The 14,163-nt window shown below is 72.0% G+C and carries 12 protein-coding genes; 5 read left to right on the top strand and 7 right to left on the bottom strand.

All coding sequences use genetic code 11. The features are described from left to right. Nucleotides 1–19 precede the first annotated feature (19 nt). A complete protein-coding gene (locus tag Ahu01nite_RS08140) occupies nucleotides 20–1,654 on the top strand; it encodes a DUF6114 domain-containing protein (RefSeq protein WP_203835811.1) in 1,635 nt (544 codons plus the stop codon). On the opposite strand, the gene Ahu01nite_RS08135 is transcribed toward Ahu01nite_RS08140, so the two are convergent. After that, complete coding sequence (locus Ahu01nite_RS08135) at nucleotides 1,632–2,036, bottom strand: DnaJ family domain-containing protein (RefSeq protein WP_203835810.1); 405 nt, start codon at nucleotides 2,034–2,036, stop codon at nucleotides 1,632–1,634. The genes Ahu01nite_RS08140 and Ahu01nite_RS08135 overlap by 23 nt on opposite strands. Before the next feature lie 86 nt (nucleotides 2,037–2,122). On the opposite strand from Ahu01nite_RS08135, the gene Ahu01nite_RS08130 reads away from it, so the two are divergent. Beyond that, on the top strand, nucleotides 2,123–2,851 hold the full coding sequence (locus tag Ahu01nite_RS08130; protein WP_203835809.1) for an ArsR/SmtB family transcription factor: 729 nt from the start codon (nucleotides 2,123–2,125) through the stop codon (nucleotides 2,849–2,851). A gap of 200 nt (nucleotides 2,852–3,051) precedes the next feature. On the opposite strand, the gene Ahu01nite_RS08125 is transcribed toward Ahu01nite_RS08130, so the two are convergent. Further along, nucleotides 3,052–4,146: an alanine racemase gene (locus tag Ahu01nite_RS08125; protein ID WP_239158709.1), complete on the bottom strand. Its 1,095-nt coding sequence runs from the start codon at nucleotides 4,144–4,146 to the stop codon at nucleotides 3,052–3,054. Between the two features lie 175 nt (nucleotides 4,147–4,321). On the opposite strand from Ahu01nite_RS08125, the gene Ahu01nite_RS08120 reads away from it, so the two are divergent. Both Ahu01nite_RS08120 and Ahu01nite_RS08115 read left to right on the top strand, forming a co-directional pair. After that, nucleotides 4,322–6,616 carry a DEAD/DEAH box helicase gene (locus Ahu01nite_RS08120; RefSeq protein ID WP_203835807.1) on the top strand — a complete coding sequence of 765 codons (2,295 nt, stop codon included), beginning with the start codon at nucleotides 4,322–4,324 and terminating at the stop codon, nucleotides 6,614–6,616. Further along, nucleotides 6,600–7,331 (top strand): hypothetical protein, encoded by a 732-nt coding sequence (locus Ahu01nite_RS08115; protein ID WP_203835806.1) that lies wholly within the window; start codon nucleotides 6,600–6,602, stop codon nucleotides 7,329–7,331. Before Ahu01nite_RS08120 ends, Ahu01nite_RS08115 begins: the two co-directional genes overlap by 17 nt. Here the strand turns inward: Ahu01nite_RS08115 and Ahu01nite_RS08110 are convergent. From Ahu01nite_RS08110 to Ahu01nite_RS08095, 4 genes are read right to left on the bottom strand one after another with little or no spacing between them, the layout of a single operon-like run. After that, entirely contained in the window at nucleotides 7,263–8,864 is a 1,602-nt protein-coding gene (locus Ahu01nite_RS08110; RefSeq protein ID WP_203835805.1) for a dipeptide ABC transporter ATP-binding protein, read from the bottom strand. The two genes, Ahu01nite_RS08115 and Ahu01nite_RS08110, sit on opposite strands and share 69 nt — an antisense overlap. Continuing rightward, complete coding sequence (locus Ahu01nite_RS08105) at nucleotides 8,861–9,850, bottom strand: ABC transporter permease (protein ID WP_203835804.1); 990 nt, start codon at nucleotides 9,848–9,850, stop codon at nucleotides 8,861–8,863. The genes Ahu01nite_RS08110 and Ahu01nite_RS08105 overlap by 4 nt, the downstream gene beginning before the upstream one ends. Further along, a complete protein-coding gene (locus Ahu01nite_RS08100) occupies nucleotides 9,847–10,728 on the bottom strand; it encodes an ABC transporter permease (RefSeq protein ID WP_239158708.1) in 882 nt (293 codons plus the stop codon). The genes Ahu01nite_RS08105 and Ahu01nite_RS08100 overlap by 4 nt, the downstream gene beginning before the upstream one ends. Continuing rightward, nucleotides 10,725–12,422 (bottom strand): ABC transporter substrate-binding protein, encoded by a 1,698-nt coding sequence (locus Ahu01nite_RS08095; RefSeq protein WP_203835803.1) that lies wholly within the window; start codon nucleotides 12,420–12,422, stop codon nucleotides 10,725–10,727. The genes Ahu01nite_RS08100 and Ahu01nite_RS08095 overlap by 4 nt, the downstream gene beginning before the upstream one ends. A gap of 128 nt (nucleotides 12,423–12,550) precedes the next feature. Here Ahu01nite_RS08095 and Ahu01nite_RS08090 point away from each other — a divergent pair, with 128 nt between their 5' ends. Next, nucleotides 12,551–13,606 (top strand): glutamate-cysteine ligase family protein, encoded by a 1,056-nt coding sequence (locus Ahu01nite_RS08090; protein WP_239158707.1) that lies wholly within the window; start codon nucleotides 12,551–12,553, stop codon nucleotides 13,604–13,606. Here Ahu01nite_RS08090 and Ahu01nite_RS08085 read toward each other — a convergent pair. Beyond that, nucleotides 13,603–14,136: a hypothetical protein gene (locus tag Ahu01nite_RS08085; protein ID WP_239158706.1), complete on the bottom strand. Its 534-nt coding sequence runs from the start codon at nucleotides 14,134–14,136 to the stop codon at nucleotides 13,603–13,605. The two genes, Ahu01nite_RS08090 and Ahu01nite_RS08085, sit on opposite strands and share 4 nt — an antisense overlap. Nucleotides 14,137–14,163 lie beyond the last annotated feature (27 nt).

The following is a 14,163-nucleotide window of genomic DNA, read 5'->3' as shown; positions in this document are numbered from 1 at the left end:
CACCATGAAAGGGCGCTTCGTGCCATCACCCACCTGGGCGGGCTTCCACCGCTGGCGGCGTACCAGGCCGTTCTGGGGCGGACTGCTGCTGTTGCTCGCCGGCCTGGAGCTGTTCATCAGCGCGAACCAGAGCATCGGCGACCTCGAGGTCCACTTCGGCCCCGAGGGCTTCCTGTCCTACCTGCTGCCGCTGATCCTGGTGCTCTGCGGCGTGCTGACCTGGCTCTCCCCCGGCCAGCGGCTCTTCTACGGCATCCTCGGCCTGCTCACCGCCGTGTACTCCCTGATCGGCCTGAACTTCGGCGGCTTCGCCCTGGGCATGCTCCTCGGCATCATCGGCGGCGCGCTCGTCCTGGCCTGGGCCCCCCGCAAACCGTCTCCCGCTCCCGTCGCGGCCGCGCACTCCTCGCCGCCGGGTGACGCGCCCCTCGCCCCGGACCTGCCCTACGGCGCACCCCCCGCACGGCCCGCACGGCCCGTCTCCACGCCGGAGATCGTCCCCGGCCTGGGCGGTGGCCCCGACACCACCCAGGTGATCACTCCGGGCGGAAGCGCTGAGACCGCCAAGGCCGTCCCTGCGAGCGAGCCCGCCGCCGAGCGCCCGGGACACAGCCCACACCGCAAGGCACTCGTGATCACGCTGGTCCCGCTGGCAGTGACGGCCGCCCTGCTGATCGCCGGCAGCCACGCCCCGGCCCGCGCCGACGTCGAATGCCCCGAAGGCCTGCCGTCCCGATCGACGAGCGCCTCCCCACCCGCCTCCTCGGCGCCCGCCTCCTCGGCGCCCGCCTCCTCGCCGGCCGCCAGGAAGATCGCCAAGAAGCCGGCGACGGTGCAGCCCAGCGTGACCCCACGCGCCTCCACCTCGAAAAGCCCCACGCCCGCCGCGGAGAAGTCCGACGACCCCGAGGAGGGCGACAGGGGCAACCCCCTGACAGACGTCTGGAACGGCCTGGTCGACGGCGTGGACGACATCCTCGGCGGTGACGACGAACCCGAAGCCGGCGCCACCCCGTCCGCCGAGCCGTCCGCCGACCCTGTCCCGACAGCCTCTGTCACGACCCCCGGATCCCCCGAGCCGTCCGCCTCGACCCCCGGATCCCATGAGCCGTCAGCCTCAGTCCCGGCCTCCCCCGAGCCGTCCACCACGTCCGGCTCGGCGGCTCCGTCCCCGTCGCCGAGCCTCGACGAGATCCCGTGCCTGGGCCCCCGGGTGTTCAAGGACGGCGACGGCAGCGACCTTCCCCTGGTCGCGGCCCACCCGGCGCTGCTGGAGAGCGACTCGCTGACGATGTACGACTCGACCTACGACGGCGTGGTCGACGTCCCCACGGCGGAGGGCACGCTGAAGGCGCTGAAGTTCAGCATGGACAAGGCGGTGACCAAGCCGTTCCGGCTGACCGTCCAGGAGAAGGGCGGAAACATCACCCTCTTCGAGAGCGGAACCTTGACCACCGAGGGAAACGTACGCCTCTACGCCACCCGCTTCGAGGGCAAACTCTTCGGTGTCATCCCGGTCATCTTCACCCCGGAGATGCCGCCCCCGCTGACGTTGCCGGTCCTCTGGTTCACCGACGTGAAGCTGCAGAAGGCGTTCATCCACTGCGACACCCTGACCGCGGACCCGCTCGTCATGACCGAGAAGAAGGCCTGACGCGGCGTTCCCGCCAGCCCCGCACCACCCTGTCGGCATCCAGCGGCGGAAGCAGCACCGGCGGCCCGTCCATCAACCCGGCCCGGGCCTTGCGCAACTGCTCATTCAACGCCGACACGTACGCCCGGACCTCGTCCTCGGAATGCCGTTTGTCCACGGTCGCCTCAACATCCTCACGCTCGCGCCGCACGGCCAGCGTGGGAGGCAGGGCACCCCCGGCCGCACCCTCCCGGCGCAGCCAGTCCTTCACCCACCAGTCCTCGCTGTAGTCCTGGCCGTGATCGCTCAGCGGTTTCCCCGCGCCCGGAAGATTGTCGAACTGCCCCTGCTCCTGCGCCTCACGGATCTTGCGATCGATGTGCGACTCGTAGTAACCGCCCATGCCCCCGACGATATCCCGACGGTTCGGCCATCGGCTCGCCCGACGGTTCGGCCGGCGCCGAAACCCCGATGCCGGACGATGGGACGATGACCGAGTCCCGGGCCCTGTCCCGTTTCGCCGCGCTGCTCGCCGACGAGACCCGGGCCACCATCTGCCTCGCCCTGCTCGACGGCCGCGCCTGGACCGCCGGCGAACTGGCCACCCACGCCGGAGTGGCCCCCGCCACGGCCACCGGGCACCTCCACAAACTCGTCGCGGGCGGCATCCTCACCGAGCAACGCCAGGGCCGCCACCGCTACGTCCGCCTCTCCGGCGCCCCGATCGCCCAGCTCATAGAAGACCTGGCCGGCCACATCCCCGCCACGCCCACCCCGGCCCGAGGCCTGCGGGCGGTCACGGCTTCGGCGGCGCTGGCCCGTGGCCGTACCTGCTACGACCACCTGGCGGGCCGCCTCGGCGTGGCGATCACCGACGCGATGGACCACAAAGGACTGCTCTCCCGAGACCCCGGCTTCACCCTCACCGACCCGGGCCGCACCTGGCTGACCGCCCTGACCACCCCGACCGGCCCAACCACCCCGACCGGCCCGGGCGCCCCCACCCGCTCCCGGCGCCCCCTCGCCCGGGGCTGCCTCGACTGGACCGAACGCCGCGAACACCTCGCCGGAATCGCCGGCGCCACCCTCTGCACCCACGCCCTCACCTCCGGCTGGCTCACCCGCATCGGCTCAGGCCGCGCCGTCCGGGTCACCCCCGCGGGAACAGCCGCCCTGACCGACCTTCTGGGCCCGCACTCCGCCTGGACCGAACCGTAGGGGCCCGGACACCGGGCCTGGACCGGGACGGAGGAGCCCTCACCCCTGCCTGGACCGCGACATAGAGGCGCGGACCCGGCCTGAACCGGGACGTGGGGGCCCGCACCCTATTTCCAGATCCAGGAACAATGCACGGTCGCCCTCCCCGCCACCGGCGACCCGCGGCTCCCGGGCCACCAGTGATCAGGCGCGGTCGGCGGTCACCAGCCACGCACCCGGGGCCAGTAGGCGATCAGCTCGCCGCCGGGGGTGTCGCGGACGTGGTAGCCGTCGTGCTGGGCGGTGGTGGCGCAGGCGTGGTTGGGCAGGATGCGGAGCTGGGTGCCCACCGGGAGGTCCGGGAGGTTCTCCGTGCTGCCCGCGCGCAGGGCGAGGGTGCCGTGTTCCTGGGAGGCGTCCACCATGAGCAGGTCCGCGAAGATCGTGCCGTCCAGGGCGGTGACCAGGCCGTATCCCTGGTCGGTGAGCTGGGCGGCGGTGCCGCGGTCGCGGGAGGTGGCCATCCAGCCGCCGTCCGTCATGATCCAGCCCTTGCCGGGGTTGTGGCCGATGACCGTGACGACCACGGCGGCGGCGATGTCCGCCGGTGTGCAGACGCCGAGGCCGGCCATGACGAGGTCGAACAGGACGTAGTTGCCGGCGCGGACCTCCGTGACGCCACTCAGGTCCCGGGCGAAGTGCGCGGTCGGGGTGGAGCCCACGCTCACGATCGGGCATTCGTATCCGGCGGCGCGCAACCGGGCCGCGGCCTCGACGGCGACCGCGCGCTCGTTCTCGGCGGCCGCTTCCAGCTCACCGGCTGAACGAGCGTGGTACGACTCCCCCGCGTGCACGAGCACTCCGGCGGGTGCGCCCAGCGCCGCGGCGATGTCCAGTAGCAGCGGGTCCCCGGGCAGCACGCCACCGCGGTGCCCGTCGCAGTCGATCTCGATGAGCGCGGGGGCCGAGCCCGCGACCGCCTCGGCCTGGGCGACGCTGTCCAGCAGGACGGTCAGCTGCACACCGCGGGCCTGCAACGCGTACACGTCGGGGAGTTTTGCGGGAGCGATGCCGACCGCGTAGAGGATGTCGGTGTAGCCCGCGTCGGCGAACGCGTAGGCCTCCGCGAGCGTGGAGACGGTGATCGGGCCGGGCACGTCGCCGACGACGAGACGGGCGACGTCCACCGACTTCGTGGTCTTCAGGTGCGGGCGCAGCCGGACGCCGAGGCCGGCGACGCGCTCCCGGAGCCGCGCGATGTTCGCCGACGCCACCGATCGATCAAGCACCAGGTAGGGCGTACGAGGGGTCGTCACGATCGCCAGCCTAGACGATCCGTCCATCATTAGGACAGGACGTCCAGCCTTTAGGTTGTGTGCAATTTAGTTGTGCACAACTAAATTGCACACAACCTAACTGCACGCAACCTGACGGCGGGCCGGATGACCCCTCCGGAGCGTGTAGAAAGCGGGCCGTAATACTGTTTGCCGGGTGCCGCCACCCCCACTCGACAAGGCCCCAGCCGAGCACGACGAGGTCATCGAGCTCTTCCTGCGCCGGCAGACCGCGGCCCTGAACGCGCTGCGTCATCCGAACATCGCCGGGCCGCAGGACAGCCCCGGCCGCAGCCTGCAGGACGAGCTGGACGCGAAGCGGCACTACGAATGGCTGGCGTTCTTCGACACCATCGGGTTGCCTCTCGCCGGAGCGCTCGCCTACGCCCACCTCAGGGGCATCGCGCACACGACCCTCGCCCCCGCCGGTGTGGGGCTGGCCGCCGACGGTCAGGTCGAGCTCACCGGTCTCGCGGGCACCCGGTCCGATGCGGGTTACGCCCAAGATGTGTACGCCTTCGGCGAGCTCGCCATCGCGGCACTCGACGGCTCCGACGTGCCGCCCGAGGTCCAGGACGTCCTCGACACCTGTGTCTCCCCGGATCCGGCGAAGCGCTACCCCGACGCCGCCGTGATGGAGCACGAGCTCGCCGGGGCGTGCCGGACCGCCCGGCAGCGTGAGTCCCGCAGCCGTAACACCGTCTGGCTCGGCATCACCCGCGCGGCAGCCGGGCTGGTGCTCGGCGTCGAGCCGCTGCAGGAGACCGACTTCCGCCGCGCCGAGCAGACCATCCTCGACGAGCTGACCGGCGTGCTGCACACCGATTACTCGTTCGACGCGCGGACCGGGCAGGTCAACGATCAGCGGATCCTGTTCGCCGGGCGCACGATGCTGCTGCGTGCGGCGTCGGACGCGGAGTTCCCCGACCGGGTGCGGATCATCAGCGCGGAGCGCAAGGACGACGTCTGGCTGCGGCGGTGGCGGCGCAAGGCGACCGATCTGACCCGCACGGTGACGTTCCAGTTCGAGGACCCGGGTGCGGAGGCCGCCGGGTACGGTCTCGACTTCCTGCTCGCCCGGCTGGAGCAGCACCGGTCGGCGGCCCCGGCGGCGAAGCCCGCCACGGATCTCTTCGAGCTCTGGGAACGGCTGCTGGACGCCCGCGAGGCCCTGGAGCGCAGCGACCGCGCCGCGCTGCGACGGCAGGAGGACGCGCTGGTCAGGGTCCGGACGGGGCGCACCACGAACCCCGGGCTGGCCGGGATGCTGCAGGACCCGGGTGCGATCCCGGCCGGCGACGTGGCGGGCGTACACCAATGGTCCCGGGACGACCTCGACGACAGTCAGCGCGAGGCGGTCCGCCAAGCCCTCGGATCACAGGATCTTGTGCTCGTGCAGGGCGCGCCCGGCTCGGGCAAGACCACGGTCGCCGCCGAGATCGTGCGGCAGACGCACCTGCGCGACCCGGACGCACGCATCCTTGTCCTCACCCACACCCGGGAAGCCCTGGACCAGTTCGCGGCGGCCGGAGTGCTCAGCACCGCGACATCCCCGGAGTCGCGGCGGGTGCTGGGGATCCAGGAGGAGTGGCTGGCTGCCGCCTTCCTGCATCCGTCCGGCGTCGTGGCCACCACCATGCGGGAGTTCCTGAGCCGGCCCGCGATCGGTGACCTCGAGTTCGACCTCTGCGTCATCGACGAGGTGTCCAGGGCCACCGCGACCGAGACGCTGGTGGCGCTCGTCCAGGCTCGCAGGTCGGTCCTCATAGGAGATCCGAACCAGCTTCCCCCGGCGGACGAGGTCCTGCTGCGGCAGAAACCGGTGCTGAAGGAGTACGCCCTCACGCCCGCGCTCGTGCAGACCGACGCCGCCACCCGCACCGGCGCACACGTGCTGACCGGGCAGCACCGGATGGTCCCCGCGATCGGCGATCTCATCGAGACCTGCTTCTACGCCCGGAAGGGTAGCGGGTCGCCCGGGCCGGACCGCCCGGTGCTGTGGGTCGACACCGCCGGCCTCGGCGAGCAGCGCCGGGAGGTACGCCACGACGCCGTTCTCCTGAACCCCGCCGAGGCCGTGGAGGTGGTCAAGCAGCTCGAGACGGTCACGCCCGGAGAGAAAGTGCTGATCATCGCTCCGTACGCAGGCCAGGTCGACGAACTCCGCAGGCTCACGGGGCACGCCGAGGTGATCTCCCTGGACGCCGCCGAGGGACGCGAGTGCGACGTCGTGATCTTCTCCGTGACCCGCAGCAACGACAAGGGCGACTTCGGGTTCGTCGGCGAGCCGAACTGGCGCCGGATCAGCGTCGCCCTGTCCCGGGCCCGGTCCCGGCTGATCATCGTCGGGGACGCCGCCTTCTGCCGCAGCCGTCCCGGGGCGCTGCGCGACGTGTCGCTCTACATCGGCGCCCACCCTGAGGAGTGCGAGATCCGTGACGCCGCCGTCTGACAGCTACGCCCGGCCGGGCTGGGACCTCGTGAAAGTCGTCGCCGCCGCCGTCCCGGTCACCCGGTTCAGCGCCGAGATCATCGCCCGGGAGCGCAGGCCGCTGCCACCGGTCGACGACTTCGTGCTTCGCCGGGCCGCGTCGGGCGGGACCACGGTGGGCGAGCTCGCCGCCGCCCTGCACCTGCCGGAAGCCGTGGTCGCCGACGCGGTCGCGGCTCAGCTGTCCGCCGGCACGATCAGCTACCGGCACGGCGTCATCGAGCAAGCCACACCGAGGGACGCAGCCCCTGCCGAGGCGGGCATCCTGCTGCTCTTCGACCGGTCGTCCTGGCGGGTCACCCCCTGGGCCGACGCCCGCACGATCTCCCGCGCCGACGCCCAGCGCGACGACCTCCTCGTCCTCCCGGAATCACGCGCCGACGCCATCAGCCTCGCCGACGTCCCCACCGAGGCCGTCAAGATCGCAGCCGCCACGGCCGAGGCCGTCGATGCGGGGGTCGAGCGGGAGGTGCTGCTCGTCAAGGCGGTGCGCGAGCGGGCGGGCAAGCGGCTGATGCCCGCGCAGGTGCTCGTCTACGCCGATCAGGAGCGCGAGAACGTGCAGCTCGGCCTGGTCGTCGAGGGCGAGCTGCTGGACGACAGCGTGCTACTCGATCTGGGTGGCGCCGAGCGGCTCGGCATCGAGCCCGGCCCCATCCAGCCCGGCACGGCGTAGGGCACGGCGGCGGCGGGCCTCGAGCGGGTCGGCTACGGGGATCGCGGCGAGCAGTTCCTTCGTGTAGGCGTGCTGGGGCTGGTCGTACACGGAGGCGACGTCGCCCATCTCGGCCACCGCGCCGTCGTGCATGACCACGACCCGGTCGGCGATCTGGCGCAGGACGGCCAGGTCGTGGGTGACGAAGACCATGGTGAGCTCGCGTTCGAGGCGGATGTCCTCGAGCAGGGCCAGCACCTGGGCCTGCGTGGTGACGTCCAGCGACGACACGGGCTCGTCGCAGACGATCAGGCGGGGCGACGGAGCCAGCGCGCGGGCGATGCCGACCCGTTGCCGCATGCCGCCGGACAGCTGGTGGGGGTAGCTGTCGTAGTGCGACGGTGCGAGCCCTACGCGTACGAGCAGAGCCTCGATCGTGACCCTGGGGGCCAGCTCACCGAGCAGCCGCAGCGGATCCGCGATGCTCTCCCCCACCGTGCGGCGCGGGTTGAGCGACGACATCGGGTCCTGGAAGACCATCTGCACCGAGCGGCCGCGGCGGCGGGCGATGTCCGCGCCGGCGAGGGTGATGCTGCCCCTGTCCGGCGGGATCAGGCCGACCATCATCCGTGACAGCGTGGTCTTGCCGGCCCCGGACTCGCCGACGATGCCGAGTGTCTCGCCCTCGCGCACGTCGAGCGTGACGTCGTCGACCGCGGTGAACTTCCTGAATCGCTTGCTCACACCCGAAACCCGCAGCAACGGCCCGCCCTGGATCACGCGGGCAGGCGACGGCTTCGGCACGGCAGCAAGAAGATCCTTTGTGTACGCTGCCCGCGGCGTGACCAGCACCTGATCGGTGGCCCCGGCCTCGACCACCGCCCCACGGCGCATCACGATCACGTCGTCGGTGGAGCCCGCCACCACACCCAGGTCGTGACTGATCAGCAGCAGCGCGGCACCGGTCGCCGTACGCACCTCGTCGAGCAGGTCGAGGATCTGCGCCTGCACGGTCACGTCGAGCGCGGTGGTCGGCTCGTCGGCGACGATCAGCCGCGGGTTGCAGGCCAGCGCCATCGCGATGAGCGCCCGCTGCCGCATCCCCCCGGAGAACTCGTGCGGATAGGCCCGCGCCCGCCGCTCCGGGTCCGCGATGTGCACCTGCCGGAGCACCTCGACGGCCCGCTCCCGCGCGGCCTTGCGCGTCGCCCCGGTGTGCAACCGGTAGACCTCGGCGATCTGGTCCCCGACCCGGTGGAACGGGCTCAGCGCGGTCAGCGGCTCCTGGAACACCATCGCGATCCCGGCGCCCCGGATCGCCCGCAGCTGATCCTCGCTCGCGCTGGTCAGCTCGAGCCCGTCGAAGTCGATCGAGCCCTCGATCCGCGCCTCCCCGTGCAGCCCGAGCAGGGCCAGCGCGGTGGCACTCTTGCCCGACCCGGACTCCCCGACGATCCCGAGCGCCCCACCGGCCTCGAGGTCGAACGACAGCCCGTCGACAGCTTGCGTGTTGCCGAAACCGATGCGCAGGTCGCGTACCGAAAGAAGGGTCATCTCAGTTGGACTCTCGGGTCGACGGCCGCATAGAGGAGGTCGGCGACGGCGTTCGCGACCACCACGAGGAAGCCGGTGAGCAGGGTGACGCCGACGACGACGGGGAGGTCGATCTGGTTGACCGCGCCGACGAGGAGCTGGCCGACGCCGGGCAGGCCGAACATCGTCTCGGTGAGGACGGCGCTGGCCATGATGGCGGCCAGGTCGATCGCCGTGAGGGTGACGAGCGGGACCAGGGCACCCCTGAGGGCACGGGTACGCACGATGCGCCCCTCCGGGATCCCGTATGCCCTCGCCGTGCGGACGTGGTCCTCGGCAAGGCTCTCCTGCACACCGGCACGCGTCAGCCGGGCGTAGGCCGCGGACTGGATGACCGCGAGCGCGATCCAGGGCAGGATCAGGTTCTCCGCCCACGCCGCGGGGTCGGTGGTGAACGGGACGTAGGTGGGGAACGGCAGCCACTGCAGGCGTACGCAGAACAGCAGCAGCAGGAACAGCCCGACCAGGAAGACGGGTACGGCGTAGCCGGCGAGGATCAGCCCGTTGACGATGCGGTCGAGGATCCGGAAGCGGCGCAGCCCGGAGAGCAGGCCCGCGCCGATGCCGACCGCGAGCGACAGGATCTCGGCGCCGATCGCGAGGGACGCCGAGACGGGCAGCCGGTCGGTGAGCAGCTTGGTCACGGGCTGGTCGGTCTCGAAGGAGTAGCCGAGGCAGGGTGCCGGGCAGTGCCGTACGTCGGGGCCGGCCGGGAAGTCGCGGCCGAGGAAGAGGCCGCGCAGGAATTCCCAGTACTGCGCGGGCGGGGACGCGTCGAGGCCCATCGCGGCGCGGACCTCGGCGAGGCGGTCCGGGGTGCAGCCCTTGCCGCAGGTCAGGATGGCCGGGTCCTTGGGGGCGAGGTAGAACAACGCGTACACGATGATCGACAGTCCCAGCAGGACCACGATGGCGCCGCCGACGCGGCGCAGCAGGTAACCGGTCATCGCAGGACCTCGCGCTGGCGGGGGTCGACGACCCGGCGGACACCGTTGGCCACGAGCACGAAGGCCAGCAGCGTGACGAAGAGCAGGGCGCCGGGGACGAAGACGTACATGGGGTCGGCGCGGAACCAGGTCGTGGCGGAGGAGAGCATCTGGCCCCAGGAGGGTGTCGGGGGCCGGACGCCGACCCCGAGGAAGGAGAGGCCGGCCTCGGTGATCATGTTGGAGGGCAGGATCAGCGCGGCGTACGTGAGCACGGGCGCGGCCAGGCCCGGCAGGATCTCGCGCCGGGCGACCAGCAGCGTCCCCGCGCCGGAGACCCGGGCGGCGGAGACGTAGTCGCGGGTCTTGAGCGACAGGGTCTCGCCGCGGGCGATCCGGGCGGTGCCGCCCCAGCCGAGCAGCGCGATGACGACGGCGAGCAGCGCGGGCCGGGGCCACGACTGCGGGACGATCGCGAGCAGGGCGATCGCGAGCACCAGCAGCGGGAACGCCAGCGTCAGGTCGGTGAGCCGGCTCAGGACCGCGTCGGTGTAGCGGCCGCCCAGCCCGGCGGCGACGCCGATGCCCACGCCGATCAGCAGTTGCAGGGCGAGGGCGGACACGGCGACGCCGAGCGAGACCCGGGCGCCGTAGACGACCCGGGCGAACAGGTCACGGCCGGTGCCGGGCTCCACGCCGAGCCAGTGGTCGGCGGTGATCCCGTGCAGGGGGACGCCGCCGCGGGCGGAGTCCAGCAGCTCCGGGTGGAAGGTGGTCGGGTCCTGCCCCGCGAGCGCCGTCAGCAGCGGCGCGAACAGGGCGACCAGCACCATGACACCCGCGATGACCGCGCCTGTCAGGAAGGCGCGGTCATCGAGGAGGCGGCGGAACAGGGTCACTTGACCGAGATCCGGGCCAGGTCGTAGGTGCCCCGCCAGCCGTCCGGTACGGCGTTCTTGACGTTCTTGCCGTACAGGTAGACGTCCTTCTCGTGGGTGAGCGGGAGGACCAGGGCGAGCTTGCCCAGCTTCGCGTCGAGCGCACCCCAGCGGGCCTGGGCCTCGGCGGGGTCGGTGAGCGCCTGGATCGCGTCGATCTCGGCGTTGACGGCCGGGTCGTTGTACTGGGACTGGTTGAAGTTGCCGCCCGCGGTGATGATCTGCCGGCCGTCGAAGATCGGGATCAGGAACGGGCCGCCGGACGGCCAGTCGGCACCCCACGTCGCGAGCGCCAGGCCGGGCTGGGTGGCGGGCTTGCCGGTGACGTCGCGGTAGGTCGCGGTGTCGATGGCGTTGAGCGTGACGGTGACGCCGGCCTGCTTGAACGCGTCCTGGATCGCGGCGGCGACCTTCGGGCCGATCCCCTCGGAGTCGTCGTTCTGGTGAGCGAGCTCGATCGTCAGGTTGGTGACACCGGCGGCGGCGAGGACTTCCTTCGCCTTGGCCGGGTCGCCGTTGTCACCGGCCGGGAAGTAGTCGTACGGCTGGTAGCCGAGCGCCTTCTGCGGGGGCAGGAACGTCGTCGACGGGCCGACCACCGCGCTGCCGCCGAGGGCGTTCACGACCGAGGTGCGGTTGATGGCGTACGAGAGGGCCTCGCGCACCTTGGGGTTGTCGAACGGCGCCTTCTTGGTGTTGAACGCGAGGTACGTCGTCGACGGGAACTCGCCACGCGCGACACGCTTGTCCAGTTCGGAGCCGGAGCCGAGCTGGGCGAGCTGCTCGGGGCCGACGACCGCGTCGGTGGTGACGGCGTTCGCGTCCTGACCGGCGCCGGACGTGAGCCGCTGGTTGATGACGGCCGCGTCGAGCCCGGACGTCACCTCGATGCGGTCGGGGCACGCGTAGCGCAGGGTGTCGGCGGCCTTCGACCAGTGCGGATTGCGTACCAGGGTGAGGGTCTTCTTGGGTTCGTACTTCTCGACCATGTACGGCCCGGACGAGACCGGGTGGGCCTCGTAGTCGGCGCCCTTGTCCTTCGCCTTCGGCACGGGCGCGAACTGGGTCGCCGTGGCCAGGAACGGGAAGTCACCCTCGGGCTTGCTGAGCTTGAAGATGATCGTCTTGGCGTCCGGGGTCTCGATGGACGTGAGACCCTCCGGCGCCTTGTAGGGGCCCGGGTAAGCCGCCGCGCCGACGAGCCAGTCGCGCAGGTAGGGCGCGCCGCCCGGCAGCTCCGGGGCGAACGAGCGCTCGATGCCGTACTTCACGTCCGCCGAGGTGATCGGGGTGCCGTCCTCGAAGAAGATGTCGTCGCGCAGCGTATAGTTCCACGTCTTCGCGCCGTCGGACGGGGTGCCCAGATCGGTGGCGAGGTCGGGCGCGGGCTTCGTGCCGGCCTCACCCGCCAGCCGGTTGCGGGTGGTCAGCGTGCGGAACAGCAGCGACGGGATGTTGCCGCCGCCGGAGGTGTAGAGCCGGGCCGGGTCGAGGTGCGTGATGCCACCCTGGTTGAGCACCGAGAGTGTGCCGCCCTGGCAGGTCGCGGGGTCGAACGCCGTCGTCGTGGTGCCGGTGTCGCCGCCACCCTGGCAGGCCGCGAGCGAACCGGCCAGCGTTATCGCGGCAAGGGTTGCGGGCAGGGTTCTGCGCATGGTCGTCCTCGAGTCGTATCGGTCGTGACGAATGCATACCTTACAGATGGGCGCGGCGCATCTTGCCGGGGGTTCCCACTATTCCTATCTGCGGAGTAGGGTAGGCGGCCTCACGGATGGAGCCCGTCATGAACACGCTGACCGAACAGGGCGCGGAGCTGCTCATCGCCGGTGCGGCCCTTACGCCGTCCCGGCCGGGCTTCGTCGGCGCCGAGGTGGACCTGCTGCTCTCCCAGCCCGGCCTGCCCGCGCCCCTCGCCGACACCCTCGCCACGGGCCGGGCCCGGCTGCGGCACGGTTTCCTCACCGCCCGCTCAGCCCGGGTCGCGGTGGTCAGCGGCCCGCCGTCGCCCGGACTGGACACCGCCGTCGACCGGATGACCGAGGACCTGCCGATGCCGGTGCCCCTGTTCGCCGGGCACGGGATCTCACTGCTCTCCGAGGCCTCCGACGGCGGGTTCACCTCCGCGACGGACGGCACCGCGGGCGTACGCGTCAGCCTCGAAGCCGGTGTCGAGGAGGACGGCCTGTTCGGGCTGCGGCGGCGCTGGACCCTCGCCCACGCGCTCGCCCCCGTGCTGGCGGCCGCGTTCGCCAACTCCCCGCTGCGGGACGGCCGGCCCACCGGGTGGAAGTCGGCCCGGCAGGCCACCCGGCAGCTCGCCCGGCCCACGGCGGATCCGCGCTCCGACTGGGCCGCGCTGGTGCTCGACGCACCGGTCGCGGGCGGTGGGCGTACGTTCCGGGACTGGACCCGGGCCGGCAGCCGGCCTTCCGTCGCGGACCTGCGGCCCCACCTGGCGACGGTCCGGCCGCCGATCGCCACCAGGGGGCACCTTGAGATCGACGTCGCCGACCGTCAGCCGGGCGGGGGCTGGCGAGTGCCCGTCGCCGTCATCGCCGCTCTGCTCGACGAACCCCGCGCCGCCGTGCAGGCGCTGAACCTCACCGAGCCGCTACGCGCGCAGCCCGGGCTGTGGGAACGTGCCGCGCGTGAGGGTCTCGGCGACCCGGTGCTCGCGCGGGCCGCGCGGGGGCTGTTCGTGTCGGCGTACGAGGGGCTGACCCGCCAGGACGTCTCCCGCGAGCTGCGCGACGCGGTGGCTGCCTTCACCGACCGGTACGTGATGCGCGGCCGCTGCCCCGCCGACGACGTCCTCGACCGGGCGACCGCCACGCGTTAGGTCGCGGTGCAGCGGGCGTCGGCGCGATCGATCACGAGATCGTCCGGCGTCGGATAGCGGCGGCGCAGCGCGGCGAGGGCGTGCTCATGGCCGATCCGGTTGTACGGCGCCTCGCTCATCCGGGTCACCGACGCCTTGACCGCGGCGGCGAACTCGTACGACCACCGGACCCGGTGCAGCGCCCTGACCACGCGGCTGTCCCGGTCCACGAGCATGATCTCGACGTTCCGGCCGTCGACCGCCGCTTCCTCGTCCGCCCGGTGCGGCTGGTACGTCACCTGCGCCCACGGCATGATCGGGCCCAGCCGGTAGACGAGCACCCCGACATCGTCGGCGTCCACCCACGCGAACAGCGTCGGCTTCGCCGTCACCGCGTCGACCTCCAGCGCGTGCGGGCGGCTGAGACTCAGCATCAGCCGTACGGGCTCCCCGGTGGCCATCGTCAGCCGGGCCCCCTCGGCCAAGCTGACGCCCGGATCCACCCGGCTGCCCACCTCGGCGATCATGTGCACGCCCACGAGCCTAGGCACGAACCGACACCGCCCGCCGGACTTTCC

This window comes from Winogradskya humida, from assembly GCF_016862215.1.
Taxonomy (GTDB): Bacteria; Actinomycetota; Actinomycetes; order Mycobacteriales; family Micromonosporaceae; genus Actinoplanes; species Actinoplanes humidus.
This window is presented reverse-complemented; position numbering and strand designations above follow the sequence as displayed.